Genomic DNA, 18,996 nt, shown 5'->3' on the forward strand with positions numbered 1-18,996 from the left:
GGCCCCAAAGGAGCCTGCATGTCATCTTCTCTATCAGCCGACTGGCGCGATCGCCCAACCCATCGCCGGGTATGGGCGCTGGCGGCGCCCATGATTCTGTCGAATATTTCCGTGCCCCTGGTGGCGCTGGTCGACAGCACGGTCATTGGCCATTTGCCTCACGCCCATCAGCTGGGCGCAGTGGCGGTGGGCGCCAGCATGTACATCTTCCTGGCCTGGATGATGGGCTTTTTGCGCATGGGCACCACCGGGTTCTCCGCGCAGGCCGCAGGGCGTGGCGATGGCACCGCACTGCGACAAATTCTGGTGCAGGGCTTGCTGCTCAGTGCGTTGCTGTCGATGCTGCTGGGGGCCATTGCGATTCCGTTCAGCGGGGTAGCCTTGAGCGTGATGCAACCGTCGTCCGAGCTGCACGCCCTGACCCTGGATTTTTTCCATATCCGCCTGTTTGGCTTGCCCGCTGCCCTGGCCAGTTATGCCCTGGTGGGCTGGTTCCTGGGGACGCAGAACGCCCGCGCGCCACTGGCGATCCTGCTGACCACCAATCTGGTCAATATCGCCCTTAACCTGTGGTTTGTACTCGGCCTGGACTGGGGCGTGGTCGGTTCGGCGCGGGCTTCGGTGATTGCCGAGTGGAGCGGCGCCCTCCTCGGTTTATGGCTGACCCGCGGCGCCCTGCGCACGTTTCCAGGCACCCTGGCATGGGCCGGGTTGCGCATCTGGAACAACTGGAAGCCGTTGCTGGGGGTCAATCGCGATATTTTTATCCGCAGCCTGATGCTGCAACTGGTGTTTTTCTCCATCACCCTGCAAGGCGCCCGCCTGGGTGACGCCACCGTGGCGGCCAATGCGCTGCTGCTCAATGGCCTGCTGCTCGCGGCCCACGCCCTGGACGGCCTGGCCCATGCTGTCGAGGCACTGTGCGGGCATGCTATCGGTGCACGGGATCGCAATGCGTTACGCCGTTCGATGGTGGTGGCCTGTGGCTGGTCGTTGCTGGCCAGCGTGGGGTTTGCGCTGTTGTTCATGTTCGGCGGCCATCTGTTTGTGCAAATGCAGACCGACATCCCTGCGGTGCGCGAAACCGCCTTCCAGTACCTGCCTTATCTGGCCCTGCTGCCGCTGATTGCGGTGTGGAGCTATTTGCTCGACGGGCTGTTCATTGGCGCCACCCGCGCCCGGGAAATGCGTGATGCAATGGTCATCAGCGTGATTATCGCGCTCCCTGTCGCCTGGGCACTGCACGGTTATGGCAACCACGGGCTGTGGATAAGTTTTCTGCTGTTTATGGTGCTGCGCAGCCTGACCCTGGCGGTTTATGCGTGGCGCATGCAGCGCCGGGACGAGTGGTTTACGCCCAAGGCTGCAACCTGACCCCGCAACCTGCGCCTACGGGGTTGCGGTGACAAACTCGCTGACGTTGTCCAGCACCGGTGCCAGCCAGCGCAGCGGCCGTGAAAGCGCCGCCACCAGCGTCACGTGACTGGTGCGCGAAAAGTACAGCTCCTGCACCGGCACCTGCGCCCCGCGCAGTGCATTGGCCAGGCCGCCTGTGTTTCGGGTCGGGTTGACCAGCGTATCCGTCGCGGCCGCCATCAATAACGTCGGCGGCGACGCGTGGCTGACATGACGAATCGGCTGCGACTCGGGCGGTGAGTCCGGGTAGAAAAATACCGGCCTGACGGCCTCATCCTTGATCGGCAAAAAGTCGTATGGCCCAGCCAGACCAATCCAGCCGCGGACATTGGCCGGGCTCAGGCCTACGGCCTTCAACCATTGCGCATCGAGGGCCAGCATCGCGACGTTGTAGGCCCCGGCGCTGTGGCCCATCAAGTACAGACGCTGGGGATTGCCGCCGTACTCGCCAATGTGCCGATACGTCCAGCCCACCGCCTGCGCACCGTCCACCAGAAACTCCGGATATCGCACCTGTGGATAAAGCCGGTAATCGGCAATCACCGTGGTGATCCCCCGGGAAGCCAGCGCTTCGCCCACAAACAGATAGTCACTGCGCGAGCCGCTGTTCCAGCTGCCGCCATAGAAGAACACCACCACCGGCGCGCCGGGTGCAGGCTGCCTGGGGCGATAGATATCGAGGGTTTGCCGTGGGTCTGCGCCGTAGGCAATGTCGCTGGTTTTTTCGAAGCTGCCGGTGGGCGTCAGGCCGTTGATGACCCCCACCGGTGAGCAGGCGCTGAGCAGCCAGCCCATCAGTCCCGCACAGGCCAGCCCGATGACGCGCTTGAAGGTATTGGACATGCCTGCGACCTCTGGGCAAAAAAAAACGCTGACCCCTGCAATGCACAGGTCAGCGTAGTTCAGTCAACGAGGACTATGTCGGGCAATCAGTGGCTCGACAGGTACGACGAACGGGTCAGGCCAAGACGCAGCGCGTCCAGATACTGGGTACGCTCCTTGACGCTGATGTTGGCGCTGGCCACTTTGTCGCGGTAGTGGTTCATCAGCTCTTCGGGGGACAAGTGCACGTAGCGCAGCATGTCTTCGATGGTGTCGTGGGTCTCGATACCGGCGTGATAAACGCTGCCGTCTTCGTTCTGGTAGATGTTCACCGAATCGGTGTCACCAAACAGGTTGTGCATGTCACCCAGGATTTCCTGGTAAGCGCCCACCAGGAAGATACCCAGCAGGTAGTCTTCGCCTTCGTTCAGCCCGTGAACCGGCAGGCTGGTTTCGATGCTCTGCTCGTCGACGTATTGCTTGATCTTGCCGTCGGAGTCGCAGGTCAGGTCTTGCAGCACGGCGCGACGCAGCGGCTCTTCGTTGAGACGGTGCAGCGGCAGGATCGGCAGTACCTGGCCAATCGCCCAGGTGTCCGGCAGGCTCTGGAACACCGAGAAGTTGCAGATGTACTTGTCGGCCAGCTTGTCGTTGAGTTCGTCCAGCACCTGACGGTGGGAACGCTGACGCGCTTTGAGCGAGTTGTGCAGGCGACGGCATACGGCGAAGTAGCACTGCTCGGCCAGGGCTTTTTCAGCCAGGTTGATTTTGCCGTCGGCGTACTGGGCAGCGATGTCGCTCATGTAGTGCGTGGCACGCCAGTAGGTTTCGGTGACCATTTCAATGTCGGTCGGGCCCAGCAGGTCAACCAGCCATTGCACGGTTTCGGGCAGGTTTTCCTTGTTCTCGATCACCGGCACGTCGTCGTTGTGTTTCTCGACGTCGGTCACTTGCACCACCAGCATGGCGTGGTGCGCGGTCAGGGAACGGCCGCTCTCGGAGAAGATGTGCGGATGCGGCAGGCTCTGCGCGTCGCAGAACTCTTTGAGCATGCCCACTACCACACCGGCGTAATCGTCCATGTCGTAGTTGATCGAGCTGGCGTTGCGCGAGTGCGTACCGTCGTAGTCCACGCCCAGACCGCCGCCCACGTCGATGTGGTCAACCGGCAGGCCCAGGTTGCGCAGTTCGCCGTAGTAACGAATCGCTTCCTTGAAGCCGTGCTGGTAGTCCGCCAGGTTGGCGATCTGCGAGCCCATATGGAAGTGCAACAGGCGGATGCCCTGATCCAGACCGGCCACACGGAAACGCTCAACCACCGACAGCAATTGCGCGGCAGACAAACCAAACTTGGATTTCTCGCCGCCCGTGTCAGCCCACTTGCTCGATGCCAGGGACGACAGACGTACGCGCAGACCCACCTGAGGCTTGACCTTCAGCGAGGCCGCTTCTTCGATCACCAGGTCTACTTCGGATTCTTTCTCGATCACGATAAAGACGTTGTGGCCCAGCTTCTGGCCCATCAGTGCCAGACGGATGAACTCGCGGTCCTTGTAACCGTTGCAGACGATGGTGCCGCCCTTGGGGGCCAGCGCCAGCACGGCCAGCAGCTCAGGCTTGGAGCCGGCTTCAAGGCCAATGGACACGTCTTTGGTGGCGATGATGTTTTCGATCACCGCTTCTTGCTGGTTTACCTTGATCGGGTACAGCGCGGTGTACTTGCTCTGGTATTCCAGGCGCTCGATATTGGCATCGAAAGCGCCGGTCAACTGGCGTACACGGTCTTGCAGGATATCCGGGAACCGCACCAGCAACGGCAAGGACAAGCCACTGTTTTTGCGCAATTCGTCGACCTGCTCGTACAGATCGATGGGCGAGCTGTTCGGGCCGTTCGGACGGACTTCTACGCGACCGGCTTCATTGATCGCGAAATACCCGGCCCCCCAATGGCGAATCCCATAAACGCTGCGGCTGTCCGCAACTGTCCATTGGCTGCCATCGTCTTTGCGTGTGCGTCGTACGGACATCGAAGTCCCCTATAAATAAGTCAAATAGCCCAGCCTGAAAGCAGGCTGGCGCAGTCTAAAGTGTGAACGTGACGATTAGTCAGACCCTGACAACAGCGCCGAGTTTAGAAACCCGTGATAACAGGCTCTGTGAAAACCATGGCAAGCACGATCTGGCCAGCCCTTCAGAGGCGCCAGATCGGCTGTGCGGTGGTTTTCACAGAGGCTGCTAGCCGCCGGATTTCTTGGCTTTGAACCCGTGCTTGATCAACTCGCCAAGCAACAGCTCGACGTGATCGCCCTGGATTTCGATGATGCCGTCTTTCAACGCACCACCCGTGCCACAGCGTTTTTTCAACGTCGTGGCCAGTTCCTTGAGCGCGTCTTCAGCCAGCGGCACGCCGGTGATGGTGGTCACCGTCTTGCCGCCACGGCCTTTGCTTTCGCGACGCACGCGGGCAATGCCATCACCTTCGGGGATCAGGGTTTGTTTGCAGGTACAGGCGTCCACCGGCTGGCGACAGTCCGGACAGTGACGACCTGCGTCGGTGGAAAATACCAGGCCACCAAGGGCGGCGAAGGATGCGGCTTTTTTGGCCACCGGCAATCCTCATTCGGAGGACAAATAATTGGCCGGTGCATGACGCTGTTGCGCCAAGGGATACCGACCGCGAAGCCCCACTCTGGCAGGGGCAGCGCAACTCAGGCGGGAAAACCGCCTGAGCCTGAAAAAGGTCGCGCAGTGTAACGACAAAATCGCTGCTGCCCAATAGCCAATCGGCGCAAAAATCTTGGTGGACCCTGTAGTCGCTGCCGCAGGCTGCGTTGAGGGTTGTGGGGACCTTGAGAAAACGGGTTGCTACGCAACCCTTCGCAGCCTGCGGCAGCGACTACAGGGTTTTGACTTGCGCCATATAACGCTTGAGCGCATCCAGTGAGTCAGGGCAGTAGTCCAGGTGCGTACTCAAGCGCAGTGCCTCGTCCACCGGCATGAAGCAGGCCTGCTGAACTTCTTCGGGCTGCACCTGCAAGGGGCCATCCCACACCGCCGAAAACACCGCGCACCACAGGTGGTTCTGCGGGCCTTCGAAGTAAAACCGCTCATGGGCCATCAGCGCCACGCCACTGACCCCAAGCTCCTCGGCCAGTTCCCGGGCAGCCGACTCGGCGTAGGTTTCGTCCACACCCACCATTCCACCTGCCGCCACATCCCAAAAACCCGGGTACAGCGCTTTGCTGAGGGTGCGCTGATGCACGCACAGTTCCCCGGCAGAATTGAATAAAAGGATGAACGTACCGCGCCCGATCAGGCCGCGCTCGCGCAACTCATGGCGCGCCAGGGCGCCCAGCAAGCGATCATCACGATCGACCCAGGCAACTTGCTCGACATCAGATGCCGCACGGTGTGCGGCCTCCAAAGCTGAAATAGCCATCGCTTAACCTTGGGACAGCAATTGACGAAGGTCCATGACCGCCGCGTTGGCGCGGGAAATATAGTTGGCCATGACCAGCGAGTGGTTAGCCAGGACGCCATAGCCGCTGCCATTGAGGATCATGGGGCTCCAGACCGGTTCTTGAGCCGCTTCCAGCTCGCGAATGATCTGGCGCACGCTCACCGTGGCGTTCTTTTTGGCCAGCACGTCGGCGAAGTCAACTTCGATGGCACGCAGCAAGTGCGACAAGGCCCAGGCTTGACCACGCGCTTCGTAGAACACGTTGTCGATCTGCATCCACGGCGTTTCGACCACTTCTTCGTCAACCACCGGCACCTGGCCCGGCTGCAGAGATTCGGTCTTCAGTGCGCTATTGAGCTTTACCCGCCCGACACTGGCCGACAGGCGTTGCGACAGCGAACCCAAACGGGTCCCTACATCACCCAGCCAGTTGTTGAGGTTATCGGCGCGTGCATAGAACAGTGCATTTTTCTGATTCGGATCAGACAGACGCGCCTGATAGCGGCTCAGGGAGTTGATGCCTTCCTGGTATTCGGATTCGCTGGACGGCAGCATCCAGCTCTTGTTGTCAAAGTTGAAGCGCGGCTCAGCCTTGGCCAGATCCGCATCTTCGGCCGATTGCGATTGCGAGCGTGCGAAGTCTTTGCGCAGGGCGCGGGTCAGGTCCCGTACCTGCACCAGAACGCCGTATTCCCAGCTCGGGATATTGTCCAAAAAGATGCCCGGTGTAAGACGGTCATTGGACAGATACCCGCCCGGCTTGTTGAGCAACGTACCGGCCACGGTCTTGAGGGTTTCGACGGTAGTGAAGCCCGGCACCATCTGTTTGCCTTCTTTCTCGGCCGCCAGCTGGGCGTTTTGCTGCACAGGGAACAGGTCCGGTTCCTGGCTCCAGTACCAGCCTAGCCCCAGGTTCACCACCACGAAAATCGCCACCAGCACGGCGATGGAGCGGCTCAGCAGAATGCTTTTGAAATAGCCACGCGACTGTGTTTTCGTCTCTTTGACCGACTCGCGGGCACTGCCCTCACGTTTTTTCCAGTCCAGCATGGCTATGTCCTTTCATCTGCTTGATTCAACGGTTCGACCATAACCCTAACCCATCGTGCCTTGGGTGCACGCTTTTAAATCGGGGCCGGGCTTCCTGCCGTATCGCAGGGGCCATTTACGCCCGGCACTATAGAACAAGCACGCGGGCGATGGGCAAAATGGCTACCCACCCGTTAATTTCAAGTAGAAACTCGTACATTTGAAACGAGCTGCTAGCATAGAGCCACTATTTCATTTCAGCATGCTCACTTACCAGCAGCCAGGATATGACAGAGCTAGAAGACCCCAGTCGCGAACGCCTGAAACACCACTTTGCCCAGCGTGTCACCCACCAGGCACGCCAGATCCTTGAACTCTGGCAGCGTTTACAAGCTAATGAATGGTCACCCGCAAGCCTGGCCGAACTCGACGACGCCAACCTGCGCCTGCTGCGTTTTGCCAAGCGTTTTGAACAGCCGGAGCACACCGAACTGGCTCGGGCGATCAACGTTGCGCTGCAAGACATGGCCGCCAATCAAAGTCGCCTGAGCAGCCAGCTCATCACCGAGCTCAACCGTTTGATGCAGCGCCTGTCGCGCACCGGCCTGCGCCAGGGTGACGTGGACGCCAACATCCGCCTGCCGCCGCTGCGCAAGCCTGTGTATATCCTGCTGCAGGATCTGGAGCGGGCGGACCGCCTGGCCAGGCAACTGGAGTTTTTTGAACTCAGCGTCCAGGCCTTCAACAACCCGATGAGCTTTCGCCACGCCATGGCCGAGCGCCATCCGGCCGCAATTGTGATGGACGTTGATTTCGGCGGTCCGGGCCTTGGCCTGGAACTGGCCGCCGAAGCCCAGGTCGGCCTTGAGCAGAAACTGCCGCTGCTGTTTTTCAGCCTGCATGAAACCGACACCCCGACGCGCCTGGCCGCCGTGCGCGCAGGAGGGCAAGCGTTCATGACCGGCACCCTCGAAGCGTCCAGCCTGATGGAAAAGGTCGAAGTGCTGACCTGTGTCGCTCAGTACGAACCTTACAAAGTCCTGATCATTGACGACTCCCGGGCCCAGACGTTGCTTACCGAGCGCCTGCTCAACAGCGCGGGAATTGTCACCCGCACCCTGACCGATCCGATCCAGACCATGGCCCAGCTTGCAGACTTCCAGCCGGACCTGATCATCCTCGACATGTACATGCCCAGCTGTACGGGCACCGAGCTGGCCAAGGTCATCCGCCACAACGATCGCTATGTGAGTGTGCCGATCATTTATCTGTCAGCCGAAGACGACATGGACAAGCAACTCGACGCCATGAGCGAAGGCGGCGATGACTTCCTGACCAAACCCATCCAGCCGCGCCATCTGATCACCACCGTACGTAATCGGGCCGCCCGTGCCCGCCACCTCAAGGCGCGCATGGTGCGGGACAGCCTGACCGGGCTGTATAACCACACCCATATCCTGCAACTGCTCGAAGACTGCACCTTTCGCGCGCGCCGTGAAAATCGTCCATTGAGCTTTGCGATGCTCGACCTGGACCACTTCAAACACGTCAACGATGGCTACGGCCACCCAATGGGCGATCGGGTGATCAAAAGCCTGGCGTTGTTTCTCAAGCAACGCCTGCGTAAAACCGACTTTATTGGCCGATACGGCGGCGAAGAGTTTGCGATTGTGATGCCCGATACGGACCAAGAGTCGGCTTACAAGGTGCTCAATCAGATTCGCCAACGTTTTTCGGAGATTCACTACCCCGCCCAGCCGACCGATCTGTCGTGCTCGTTCAGCGCCGGCGTGGTGCAAATGCAGGACGAGGCTGACAGCCTGCTGATGGCCTCACAGGCAGACGAAGCCCTTTACCGGGCCAAGAACAGCGGCCGCAATCAGGTGCAGCGCTTCACCCAGACAAGGCCAATTGCCACTATTTGCTCGTAACCCCAGTTTTCCGTCATACCGCTGTAACTTAAATGCAATAACTTCTGCCGCTTCTGACTGTGTTGTAGGCAAAATCCCACATGCGCCTGAAGCTGCTAACCAATCTCAACACACTGTTGCTGGTCGCCGTGTGCCTCGCCCTGGGCGCAACCTTGTGGTGGTCACAACAGGCACTGGAACGGCCCTTCCTGTTGATGGAACGCTACCTGAGCCTCTCGCAGCAGTTCCAGAATAAGGTGGCACGCAATATCGAGGACTACCTGGCCAGCGGCGATGCCCTGCGCCTGAGCGATGCCAACAGCGCCCTCGACACGCTCAAGGACGAACTCAAGCCATTACCTGTGGCGCTGGCCGATGCGCTGCGCCCCAGCCTTGAAGACCTGAGCACCTACAGCAATACCCAGTTGCTGGCTGCCGGCAAATTGGCCGGTGATCCCCAGGCCTTGCTGCTGCAAGCCGAACGCGAGCTGGGCGCCAGCCTCGAACAACTCAGCCAGTACGCCAGCGATGCCGCCTCACCCGAGGCCCGCGCCTACCTGCCCTGGTTGCTTGGCGCCTCGCAACACTTGGCCAAGCTGTCTCTTGCTCGCGACAAGCTGGTCAGTAGCGGGCGCAGTGAGCTGGCGGGCGACGTGGCGCGTGAGCTGGACGGCATTGAGCGCCAGGTCCGGCAAATCGACGCCTTGCCCCTGCTGGGGGTCAGCAGCAAAAGCGCTTCGGACACCGACGACTTTGCCGCGATGATGGGCCTGGAATCCACCGCCACAGCCCAGGCCGAAGACGCCGGAATTGGCCTCAAGCGCGAACTCAACAGCCTGCTGAGCCGCTACCCGGCGGAGCTCAAGCGCACCCGGAACCAGATAGAACAACGCGCTCAACTCAGCGCCGCCACCCACCTGAAACTCGATGCAGTGCAGCAGGCCATCGCCGGGCTGGAGCCGGTGGTACGCGCCGAACACGGGCAGATCCAGAACGAAGTGCGGTTGATTCAGGGACTGATGATTGGCCTGATCCTGCTGATTGCGCTGCTGATCGACACCCTGCAACGCAAACTGGCGCGGGTGCTGACGTATTTGGCACCGCTGCTTTCGACATGGGCCGAGGGTGACTTCAGCCGCGACATTCAGCTGGGCAAAACCAACCGGGAATTGCGCGACATCGAATCATCACTCAACCGGCTGCGCAGCTATCTGGTGAATCTGGTGGGCACCCTGCGCCTGAATGCCGAGCAGGTTGCCGGCAGCAGCCAGACCCTGGCCGAACTGAGCACGGGCCTGCACAGCGGCGCACAACGCCAGGCAGGTGATACCGCGCAAATCCGCGACGCACTGGGTGAGCTGGAGGCCACCATTTCTCAGGTGGCTGGCGATGCCAGCCAGGCCGCCGACGCCAGTCGCAGCGCGGGGCTGGCCGTGGCACAAGGGCAACGGGTGATCGGCCAGAGCCTGACCGGGCTGCACGCCCTGGTGGGAGAAGTGCAAGGCAATGCGCAGACCATCGAACGTCTTGCAGAAGAATCGGCCACCATCGGCGGGGTCCTGACCGTGATTCGCTCCATTGCGGACCAGACCAATCTGCTGGCGCTCAATGCCGCCATCGAGGCTGCCCGCGCCGGTGAAATGGGCCGTGGCTTTGCGGTGGTCGCCGAAGAGGTGCGTTCCCTGGCGCAACGTACTGCGGGTGCGACCAACGAAATACAGGTACTCATTGGCGGGCTGCAACTGGCCGCCCGCCAATCGGTCGAGGGCATCCGTGCGCAAGTGACCCACGCCCAGGCCACCGCCCAGCAAGCCCAGGACGCGGACGGTGCCCTGGATGAGATTGTCGGGGCGATTGCAACCATCTCAGACACCGCCGTGCGCATTGCCGACGTCACGGCACAACAAACGGGCGCCGTCAGCGAGATTCGCGATCACAGCGAGCGCATTCACGTGCTGGGGGACGAAAACCTGCAACGCATCGGCATTGCCCGCGACCAGAGCCAGCAGCTACTGACGCTGGGGTCAGAACTCAACACCGCGGTGCAGGCGTTTCGGGTGTAACCCGCGCCCCTTGTGGGAGCGGGCTTGCTCGCGATGCAGACGACTCGGTCTACCTGCATGACTACGGTGATGCAATCGCGAGCAAGCCCGCTCCCACACCCCCACATACCCATGCACCGCGCTATCATGCCCGCACGTTCGACTTGCGAGATTCCTATGCGCCGCCTGTTTCTGCTTCTGTGTTTGCTGTTTGCCGTGCCCGCCCTGGGCGCGGGGTTACTGGATAACCGACCCAGTGCGACCCTGGGTGCAATCAATAACAGCAGCGACTTCTTGCCGGTTCGCGAAGCGTTCAAGCTCAACCTGATCAGCAGTACACCCGAGTCGATAAAGCTGCGATTTGTACCCACCGAAGGCTACTACCTGTATCGGCACAAGTTCGCCTTCAAGACCGAACCTGCCGACATCGCCCTGGGCGCCGCGCAACTGCCTCCCGGCGAAGCAAAACACGACGAATACTTTGGCAACGTCGAGGTCTATCACGGCATTCTCGATGTGGATATCCCGCGCCCGGCCAACGATTCGCGCCCTTTCGCCCTCGTGGTTACCTACCAGGGCTGCGCCGACAAGGGCCTGTGCTACCCGCCTGAAACCGAGCGAATGACCATCGAGGGCACCGCAGCCCCTGCCACCGGCCAACCCGAAAAATCGTGGAACTGGCGCGAGCTGGCTCTGTTTTTCCTCGCCGGTATTGGCCTGACGTTCACCCCCTGCGTCTTGCCGATGCTGCCGATTCTGTCCGGCGTGGTATTGCGGGGCCAGGTCGGCGGCTTGCGCGGTTTCAGCCTGTCACTGGCCTACGTGCTGCCGATGGCCGCGTGCTTTGCCTTGCTGGGCGCCCTGATGGGCCTGTTCGGGGCTCAGCTCAATCTGCAGGCACGCCTGCAATCGGTGTGGGTACTGGTGCCATTTGCCCTGTTTTTCGGGGTTTTTGCCCTCGCGATGTTTGGCGTGTTTGAGCTGAAATTGCCGCAAGCCATCAGCAATCGCCTCGATCGCGTGGCCAATCGCACTCAGGGTGGTTCGCTATGGGGAGCCGCCGTGCTGGGCGTGGTCTCCAGCCTGCTGGTGTCACCTTGCGTGTCGGCTCCGCTGGCCGGGGCCTTGCTCTATATCAGTGCCAGTGGCGATGCGCTGGGAGGTGGCTTGAAGCTGTTCGCCCTCGGCCTGGGCATGGGCGCGCCGCTGCTGCTGGTCGCCACCGGTGGCGCGGCCTGGCTGCCGAAAAGCGGGCCTTGGCTGGTCAATGTAAAAAACGCCATTGGCGTGCTGCTGCTCGGCCTGGCCATTGCCTTGCTCAGCCGCGTATTGCCGGGGCCCGTGACCTTGCTTCTGATCGGTGCGCTGGCGGCGGGCGTGAGCGTGTTTCTCGGCACCCTGGAATTTACCGCTAAAGCCCCGCGCCAGCGTCTGGCCCAGTTACTCGGGCTGTTTTTGCTGGTCTATGGACTGGCCTGCTGGTACGGCGCACTGAGCGGTCAAAGTGATCCGTTCAACCCCATCGGCCAGTCGCAACCCGCAAACACGGCAGTGACCGCCAGCGCCCAACCGGCCGACCAGTGGCTGACCGTCAGCACCCCGGCCGAGCTGGACAGCGCACTGGCTCAGGCCAAGGCCGCTGGTCAGCCACTGTTGCTGGACTGGTACGCCGATTGGTGCATCAGTTGCAAAGTGATCGAGCACGAAGTGTTGAACAACCCCCGCGTGGTCGATCTGCTCAAAGGTTATCGGCTGGTGCGTTTCGATATCACTGCCAGCAATGCCAAGCAACGTGCCCTGCTCGATCACTACTCATTGTTCGGCCCGCCCGCGCTGATGTTCTTCGGAAAAAACGGCGCCGAAAAAAGTGACCAGCGGGTCATCGGCGAGATCAATGCCGCAGACTTCGCCGAACGTGTCGCTATCGCGAATGACCAGATCTAGAGCACCGGTCACAAACTTTTCGCGAACATCGGTCATCGTGCTGGCTATTGCAGTTAACTGGACAGCGAATCCGCTTTTCGGCATAGTCGCCCGGCACTGACAACTGCACATAGATAATAAGGAACAGCAGATGGCGACTTTTCTGGTACTGCACGGCCCCAACCTGAACCTGCTTGGCACCCGCGAGCCGGGCGTCTACGGCGCAACTACCCTGGCGCAAATCAATCAGGATCTGGAACAGAGAGCCCGTGATGCCGGCCACCATTTGCTCTACCTGCAAAGCAATGCCGAGTATGAATTGATCGACCGCGTACACGCTGCCCGCAACGAAGGCGTGGACTTTATTCTGATCAACCCGGCGGCTTTTACCCACACCAGCGTGGCATTACGTGACGCGCTGCTGGCGGTGAGCATCCCATTCATCGAAGTGCATTTGTCTAACGTGCACAAACGCGAACCTTTCCGCCATCACTCCTACTTCTCCGACGTTGCGGTAGGTGTGATCTGCGGCCTTGGCGCCAGCGGTTATCGACTGGCCTTGGAGGCCGCCCTGGAACAGCTTGAACTACAAGCTAAACGCCCCTGACAGACCCATTGGGAGTTGACGATTCATGGATATCCGTAAAGTTAAGAAGCTGATCGAACTGCTGGAAGAGTCCGGCATCGACGAGCTGGAAATTAAAGAAGGCGAAGAGTCCGTACGCATCAGCCGTCACAGCAAGACTCCAGCTCAGCAGTTCTACGCACCGGCACCAATGCAACAAGCTCCAGCCGCGGCTCCCGTTGCTGTTGCTCCGGTTGCCACCGTGACCGAAGCGCCTGCTGCACCAAAACTGAACGGTTTTGTGGTCAAGTCGCCAATGGTCGGTACGTTCTACCGCACCCCGGCTCCAACCTCGCCTGCCTTCGTTGAAGTTGGCCAGACCGTCAAGGTTGGCGACACCATTTGCATCGTTGAAGCGATGAAAATGATGAACCACATCACGGCTGAAAAAGCCGGCGTTATCGAATCCATCCTGGTCGAAAACGGTCAGCCGGTTGAGTTCGACCAACCGCTGTTCACCATCGTTTGAACCGCGGGGAGCCAACGATGCTGAAGCCTCAGAAGCTGGAAAAAGTCCTGATCGCCAACCGTGGCGAGATTGCTTTGCGCATCCTGCGGGCGTGCAAGGAAATGGGGATCAAGACCGTCGCGGTGTACTCCACTGCCGACAAAGAGCTGATGCACCTGGGTCTGGCAGACGAAACCGTCTGCATCGGCCCGGCACCGGCCAACCTGTCTTACCTGCACATTCCGGCCATCATCGCGGCCGCTGAAGTGACCGGCGCCACGGCGATTCACCCGGGCTACGGCTTTTTGGCTGAAAACGCCGATTTCGCCGAACAAGTCGAGAAATCCGGCTTTGCCTTCATCGGCCCGAAAGCCGACACCATTCGCCTGATGGGCGACAAGGTTTCGGCCAAGCACGCCATGATCGCTGCAGGCGTACCTACGGTTCCAGGTTCTGACGGCCCGCTGCCTGAAGACGAAGAAACCGCACTGCGTATCGGCCGTGAAGTCGGCTACCCGGTGATCATCAAGGCAGCAGGCGGCGGCGGTGGCCGTGGCATGCGCGTTGTACACCGTGAAGAAGACCTGATCGAAGCTGCCAAGCAGACCCGCGAAGAAGCCGGCGCCTGGTTCAGCAACCCGATGGTCTACCTCGAAAAATACCTGACCAACCCACGTCACGTGGAAGTTCAGGTCATTTCCGATGGCCAGGGTAACGCGATCCACCTGGGCGACCGCGATTGCTCGCTGCAACGTCGTCACCAGAAAGTGCTGGAAGAAGCACCGGCACCGGGCATCGACGAAACCGCACGCGCTGAAGTTCTGGCTCGCTGCGTAAAAGCCTGTGTCGACATCAACTACCGTGGCGCGGGTACTTTCGAGTTCCTGTACGAAAACGGTCGCTTCTACTTCATCGAGATGAACACTCGTGTGCAAGTAGAGCACCCGGTGTCTGAAATGGTTACTGGCATCGACATCCTGAAAGAGATGTTGAGCATCGCAGCCGGTAACAAGCTGTCCTTCACCCAGGCTGACGTGAACATTCACGGTCACTCGCTGGAGTGCCGGATCAACGCTGAAGACCCTGCGACGTTCATGCCGAGCCCTGGCATGGTCAAGCACTTCCACGCTCCGGGCGGCAACGGCGTTCGCGTCGATTCGCACCTGTACAGCGGCTACAAGGTTCCGTCCAACTACGACTCCCTGATCGGCAAGCTGATCACCTGGGGTTCGACCCGTGACGAAGCCATGGCCCGCATGCGCAATGCCCTGGACGAAATCGTGGTCGACGGTATCAAGACCAACATCCCGCTGCACCGCGACCTGGTGAATGACGAAGGCTTCTGCAAAGGCGGCGTCAACATTCACTACCTGGAACACAAACTGGCTAACCAGTAAGTTTGTCATCCGATCAACAAAGCCGCTTTCGAGCGGCTTTGTTGTTTCTGAGTTTGCAATACCTGTAGTCGCTGACGAGGTACGAGGCTGCGATGGGCTGCGCAGCCGTGATCGCTTTTCATCGTTTTTGATTACCCCCCTGCCTGCCCGCTCGCGTAAACTTGCGCGCTTCTCGCAGCCCGACCGGCTGCACACTCCTATTTTTCAAAGGTGCCCGCCATGCCTTGGCTGCAAGTACGCCTCGCCATCAGCCCGGAACAAGCCGAAACCTACGAAGACGCGTTCCTCGAAGTCGGTGCCGTTTCTGTGACGTTCATGGACGCCGAAGATCAACCGATTTTCGAACCTGAACTCAACACCACCCCCCTGTGGTCGCACACCCATTTGCTGGCATTGTTCGAAGGCGGCACCGAAGCCGACCTCGTGCTGTCCCATCTGGAACTGCTCACCGGCTCGCCACTGCCTGAGCACCACGCCGAAGCCATCGAAGACCAGGACTGGGAGCGCAGCTGGATGGACAACTTCCATCCGATGCGCTTCGGCCAGCGCCTGTGGATCGTGCCAAGCTGGCACGCAGCCCCGGAACCTGATGCGGTCAACCTGCTGCTCGATCCGGGCCTGGCGTTCGGCACCGGCACCCACCCGACCACCGCACTGTGCCTGGAATGGCTCGACGGCCAGGATTTGAAAGACTGCAACGTGCTGGACTTCGGCTGCGGCTCGGGGATTCTGGCCATTGCCGCCCTGCTGCTGGGCGCCAGGGAAGCCATCGGCACCGATATCGACGTGCAGGCGCTGGAAGCCTCCCGCGATAACGCCGGGCGCAACAATGTCGCCGAAGCACTGTTCCCGTTGTACCTGCCTGAAGACCTGCCACAGGTTCAGGCCGACGTGGTGGTTGCCAACATCCTGGCAGGCCCGCTGGTATCCCTCGCCCCGCAACTGTCGAGCCTGGTCAAGCCGGGTGGCCGCCTGGCACTGTCGGGCATCCTCGCCGAACAGGGCGAAGAAGTGGCTGCGGCGTACGCCAAGGACTTCGATCTGGATCCGATTGCCAATCGCGATGGCTGGGTGCGCATCAGTGGCCGTCGGCGCTAGAATGCACGCCTGCTCAATCCGGATGGCCGCATGAACGATAGCTTCGTTACCCAGTGCCCACATTGCCAAACCAGCTTTCGCGTGCGCCACGCCCAATTGGGCATGGCTCGCGGAGTGGTGCGCTGCGGCGCCTGCCTGCAAGTGTTCAATGCCGCACAGCAACTGCTGAACCAGAGCACTGAAACAGAGCAGCCGCCCGCCGTGGTGACTCCTGCCGTTGCCGCGCCCGAAGTAATCGAGCCGACACCCGTCCAGGCCCCTGCCACACCTGTGCCGGCCAGCCCGGCACCGTGGCAGGCCAACGCGATGGACCTCGACCATCTGGATCTGGACGAAGAGCTGGCCAAGCTCGAAGAGCGTGAAATACAGCCCAGCAAAAGCTTCGGCCAGCCCCACACGCCCAAAAGCAGCTCACTGAGTGCTCGTCGCGAAAGCAATGACGCTGAAGAAAACGAATGGTCTGACAGCCTGTTCAGTGAATCTGCAGCCGACCGCGCCGAGACGGCCAAGGATGCCGAAAAAGCCGTAGAGCTCTCCAAGACAGGGCGTACCGAACCGTCAGTGTCATTGGACCTCGACGAACCGGACGACACACCGCCGCTCCAGCTTTCGCTGGACGACGACCTTGAGCCGCCGCTGCCGGGCGAGCGCCTGTCGGCGACCGATGACGATGACGACGAGCTCCCTGAACCTGCGCCGGTCAGCAAAGACAAGCGCAAGCGCAGCGAGCCAGCCATGCGCGAAGATCCGTTGATGGATCTGGTCGACGATCCGCTGCACCTGGACTGGCAGAAGCGCCGTACCCCCTGGGGCAAGCGCCTGCTCTGGACCTTGCTGGTATTGCTGGCCGCGGCGGCATTGGCCGGGCAGTACATTGCCAACCACTTCGACGAGCTGGCACGCCAGGATCAATACCGTCCGATCTTCCAGCAACTGTGTCCGCAGATCGGCTGCACGGTGCCGTCCAAAGTCGATATCGACCGCATCAAAAGCAGCAATCTGGTGGTGCGCAGCCATCCCGAGTTCACCGGAGCGCTGGTGGTGGATGCCATCCTCTACAACCGCGCACCGTTCTCCCAGCCCTTCCCGTTACTGGAACTGCGTTTTGCCGACCTCAACGGCAAAATGATTGCCAGTCGTCGGTTTAAACCCGGCGAATACCTGACCGGGGATTTGTCAAAAGCCGAAATGCCCCCGCAAACCCCCATCCATATTGCGCTGGACATCCTCGACCCGGGTCCCAAGGCCGTGAACTACAGCCTGAGTTTTCACTCGCCCGAATAACCGCGCTACGCTTTGAGTGACAAACCGCAAGCGGCAAGTGCCGGGCTCTTAGCCCCCCACTTGCCGCTTGCGGTTTGTGTCTTGCGGCTAATTGTTCAAAATTCATCCAATTGCGTCTTTAACCAGTCATCGAGAGCGGGTATCATGCCAACCCTTTTTCGAACTCCCAAGATCCGGCCCCACAACAGGGAAGTCCTATGTCGGCGGTACGCATCGGCCCATATACATTGCACAACGGTTTGATTCTCGCCCCTATGGCGGGTGTCACCGACCAGCCCTTTCGTCAGCTTTGTCGACGGATGGGTGCAGGCCTGGTTGTTTCGGAAATGGTCACCAGTGACATGAGTCTCTGGAACAGCCGCAAATCGCGCCTGCGCATGATTCACGACGGTGATCCCGAGCCACGCTCGGTACAGATCGCCGGCGGTGACGCGCAAATGCTGGCAGACGCCGCCAGGGCCAATGTGGAACTGGGCGCACAGATAATTGACATCAACATGGGTTGCCCGGCAAAAAAGGTCTGCAACAAGGCCGCCGGCTCCGCGTTGCTAAAAGATGAAGCACTGGTAAACGAGATCCTGCAGGCCGTCGTGGCTGCGGTTGATGTGCCGGTTACCCTGAAGATCCGTACCGGCTGGGACCGGGACAACAAGAACGGCATTACGGTGGCAAAGATCGCCGAACAGGCCGGCATTACCGCTCTGGCGGTGCACGGCAGAACCCGTGCCGACCTGTACACCGGCGAAGCCGAGTACGACACCATTGCCGCGATCAAGCAGGCGGTGTCGATACCGGTCTTTGCCAACGGCGACATTGATTCACCCCACAAGGCCCTGCACGTGTTGAACGCGACCGGGGCTGACGGACTATTGATAGGCAGGGCGGCTCAAGGGCGGCCCTGGATTTTCCGCGAAATTGATCACTTTCTGCGCACCGGGCAACTGATGCCGGCACCGCAGTTGAGTGAAGTGGAACGTATTCTGCTGGAGCACCTGACTGCATTGCATACCTTCTATGGGGAGGTGCTGGGCGTACGCATTGCCCGCAAGCATGTCGGCTGGTATCTGGCAACCTTGCCGGGCGCCAAGGAGTTTCGCGCCCACTTCAATCGTTTAGAAGATACGGAAGCACAATGCGCCAACGTTCAGGCGTTTTTCGCCGAACGACACAAGAGCCTGGTAACAGGGGACGAAGGATGGGTGGCCGCATGACGATGATGACCGAGACATTAGTGAGTGGAACAACGCCCGTGAGCGACAACGTCAACTTGAAACAGCACCTCAATACACCGAGCGAAGAAGGCCAGACCCTTCGCGGGAGTGTCGAAAAGGCGCTGCACAATTATTTCGCCCACCTGGAGGGCGCTGAAGTCACGGACGTCTACAACCTGGTACTTTCCGAAGTCGAGGCTCCCCTTCTCGAGTGCGTCATGAACTACGTCAAGGGCAACCAGACCAAGGCCTCCGAGCTGCTGGGCCTCAATCGCGGCACCTTGCGCAAAAAGCTCAAACAGTACGATCTGCTGTAAGCATTCAATCAAAC

At 60.4% G+C, this 18,996-nt stretch carries 15 protein-coding genes and 1 pseudogene; 11 read left to right on the plus strand and 5 right to left on the minus strand.

The window, feature by feature from the left end; translation table 11 throughout:
- The first annotated feature begins 18 nt into the window (after positions 1–18).
- Positions 19–1,374 (plus strand): MATE family efflux transporter, encoded by a 1,356-nt coding sequence (locus VSQ83_RS21150; protein WP_326427458.1) that lies wholly within the window; start codon positions 19–21, stop codon positions 1,372–1,374.
- A gap of 15 nt (positions 1,375–1,389) precedes the next feature.
- On the opposite strand, the gene VSQ83_RS21155 is transcribed toward VSQ83_RS21150, so the two are convergent.
- The 5 genes from VSQ83_RS21155 to VSQ83_RS21175 all read right to left on the minus strand — a co-directional run bounded on the left by VSQ83_RS21155 (position 1,390) and on the right by VSQ83_RS21175 (position 6,748).
- A complete protein-coding gene (locus tag VSQ83_RS21155) occupies positions 1,390–2,259 on the minus strand; it encodes an alpha/beta hydrolase (RefSeq protein WP_219262808.1) in 870 nt (289 codons plus the stop codon).
- A gap of 86 nt (positions 2,260–2,345) precedes the next feature.
- On the minus strand, positions 2,346–4,265 hold the full coding sequence (gene speA / locus VSQ83_RS21160) for an arginine decarboxylase (protein WP_326427460.1): 1,920 nt from the start codon (positions 4,263–4,265) through the stop codon (positions 2,346–2,348).
- Positions 4,266–4,473: 208 nt separating this feature from the next.
- The gene (locus tag VSQ83_RS21165) at positions 4,474–4,845 is read right to left on the minus strand and encodes a translation initiation factor Sui1 (protein ID WP_019825846.1); all 372 of its coding nucleotides are present in this window, start codon (positions 4,843–4,845) and stop codon (positions 4,474–4,476) included.
- A 289-nt stretch (positions 4,846–5,134) separates the two neighbouring features.
- Positions 5,135–5,677: an NUDIX hydrolase gene (locus VSQ83_RS21170; RefSeq protein WP_326427462.1), complete on the minus strand. Its 543-nt coding sequence runs from the start codon at positions 5,675–5,677 to the stop codon at positions 5,135–5,137.
- A 3-nt stretch (positions 5,678–5,680) separates the two neighbouring features.
- Positions 5,681–6,748 (minus strand): DUF2333 family protein, encoded by a 1,068-nt coding sequence (locus VSQ83_RS21175; protein WP_326427463.1) that lies wholly within the window; start codon positions 6,746–6,748, stop codon positions 5,681–5,683.
- A 266-nt stretch (positions 6,749–7,014) separates the two neighbouring features.
- Between VSQ83_RS21175 and VSQ83_RS21180 the strand changes: the two genes are divergently transcribed.
- The 10 genes and pseudogenes from VSQ83_RS21180 (at position 7,015) to fis (ending at position 18,982) form a co-directional block, all read left to right on the plus strand.
- On the plus strand, positions 7,015–8,658 hold the full coding sequence (locus VSQ83_RS21180) for a GGDEF domain-containing response regulator (protein WP_326427465.1): 1,644 nt from the start codon (positions 7,015–7,017) through the stop codon (positions 8,656–8,658).
- 1,526 nt (positions 8,659–10,184) lie between these two features.
- Positions 10,185–10,700: pseudogene (locus VSQ83_RS26845) on the plus strand (methyl-accepting chemotaxis protein); the annotation flags it as partial.
- A gap of 156 nt (positions 10,701–10,856) precedes the next feature.
- On the plus strand, positions 10,857–12,623 hold the full coding sequence (locus VSQ83_RS21190; protein ID WP_326427466.1) for a protein-disulfide reductase DsbD: 1,767 nt from the start codon (positions 10,857–10,859) through the stop codon (positions 12,621–12,623).
- 130 nt (positions 12,624–12,753) lie between these two features.
- On the plus strand, positions 12,754–13,209 hold the full coding sequence (gene aroQ, locus VSQ83_RS21195) for a type II 3-dehydroquinate dehydratase (RefSeq protein WP_048360251.1): 456 nt from the start codon (positions 12,754–12,756) through the stop codon (positions 13,207–13,209).
- Positions 13,210–13,234: 25 nt separating this feature from the next.
- Positions 13,235–13,696 (plus strand): acetyl-CoA carboxylase biotin carboxyl carrier protein, encoded by a 462-nt coding sequence (accB, locus tag VSQ83_RS21200; RefSeq protein ID WP_019826877.1) that lies wholly within the window; start codon positions 13,235–13,237, stop codon positions 13,694–13,696.
- A 17-nt stretch (positions 13,697–13,713) separates the two neighbouring features.
- Complete coding sequence (gene accC, locus VSQ83_RS21205; RefSeq protein ID WP_133078772.1) at positions 13,714–15,072, plus strand: acetyl-CoA carboxylase biotin carboxylase subunit; 1,359 nt, start codon at positions 13,714–13,716, stop codon at positions 15,070–15,072.
- Between the two features lie 219 nt (positions 15,073–15,291).
- Positions 15,292–16,170, plus strand: a complete 879-nt coding sequence (prmA, locus tag VSQ83_RS21210; RefSeq protein WP_326427468.1) for a 50S ribosomal protein L11 methyltransferase — start codon at positions 15,292–15,294, stop codon at positions 16,168–16,170.
- Positions 16,171–16,200: 30 nt separating this feature from the next.
- Positions 16,201–17,454, plus strand: coding sequence for a DUF3426 domain-containing protein (locus VSQ83_RS21215; protein WP_219262805.1), 1,254 nt, complete (start codon positions 16,201–16,203; stop codon positions 17,452–17,454).
- A gap of 197 nt (positions 17,455–17,651) precedes the next feature.
- Positions 17,652–18,665, plus strand: a complete 1,014-nt coding sequence (gene dusB, locus VSQ83_RS21220; protein WP_133078769.1) for a tRNA dihydrouridine synthase DusB — start codon at positions 17,652–17,654, stop codon at positions 18,663–18,665.
- Positions 18,662–18,982: a DNA-binding transcriptional regulator Fis gene (gene fis / locus VSQ83_RS21225; RefSeq protein WP_003439210.1), complete on the plus strand. Its 321-nt coding sequence runs from the start codon at positions 18,662–18,664 to the stop codon at positions 18,980–18,982. The genes dusB and fis overlap by 4 nt, the downstream gene beginning before the upstream one ends.
- Positions 18,983–18,996: the final 14 nt, after the last annotated feature.

It is taken from the genome of Pseudomonas sp. DSV-1, assembly GCF_035830915.1.
In the GTDB taxonomy this organism is placed as follows: domain Bacteria; phylum Pseudomonadota; class Gammaproteobacteria; order Pseudomonadales; family Pseudomonadaceae; genus Aquipseudomonas.

Coding starts and splice junctions, on each gene's coding strand:
- speA (WP_326427460.1), bottom strand. CDS start 4,265: ATGTCCGTACGACGCACACGCAAAGACGATGGCAGCCAATGGACAGTT.
- prmA (WP_326427468.1), top strand. CDS start 15,292: ATGCCTTGGCTGCAAGTACGCCTCGCCATCAGCCCGGAACAAGCCGAA.
- VSQ83_RS21175 (WP_326427463.1), bottom strand. CDS start 6,748: ATGCTGGACTGGAAAAAACGTGAGGGCAGTGCCCGCGAGTCGGTCAAA.
- VSQ83_RS21150 (WP_326427458.1), top strand. CDS start 19: ATGTCATCTTCTCTATCAGCCGACTGGCGCGATCGCCCAACCCATCGC.
- VSQ83_RS21180 (WP_326427465.1), top strand. CDS start 7,015: ATGACAGAGCTAGAAGACCCCAGTCGCGAACGCCTGAAACACCACTTT.
- fis (WP_003439210.1), top strand. CDS start 18,662: ATGACGATGATGACCGAGACATTAGTGAGTGGAACAACGCCCGTGAGC.
- aroQ (WP_048360251.1), top strand. CDS start 12,754: ATGGCGACTTTTCTGGTACTGCACGGCCCCAACCTGAACCTGCTTGGC.
- dusB (WP_133078769.1), top strand. CDS start 17,652: ATGTCGGCGGTACGCATCGGCCCATATACATTGCACAACGGTTTGATT.
- VSQ83_RS21155 (WP_219262808.1), bottom strand. CDS start 2,259: ATGTCCAATACCTTCAAGCGCGTCATCGGGCTGGCCTGTGCGGGACTG.
- VSQ83_RS21215 (WP_219262805.1), top strand. CDS start 16,201: ATGAACGATAGCTTCGTTACCCAGTGCCCACATTGCCAAACCAGCTTT.
- VSQ83_RS21190 (WP_326427466.1), top strand. CDS start 10,857: ATGCGCCGCCTGTTTCTGCTTCTGTGTTTGCTGTTTGCCGTGCCCGCC.
- accB (WP_019826877.1), top strand. CDS start 13,235: ATGGATATCCGTAAAGTTAAGAAGCTGATCGAACTGCTGGAAGAGTCC.
- VSQ83_RS21170 (WP_326427462.1), bottom strand. CDS start 5,677: ATGGCTATTTCAGCTTTGGAGGCCGCACACCGTGCGGCATCTGATGTC.
- accC (WP_133078772.1), top strand. CDS start 13,714: ATGCTGAAGCCTCAGAAGCTGGAAAAAGTCCTGATCGCCAACCGTGGC.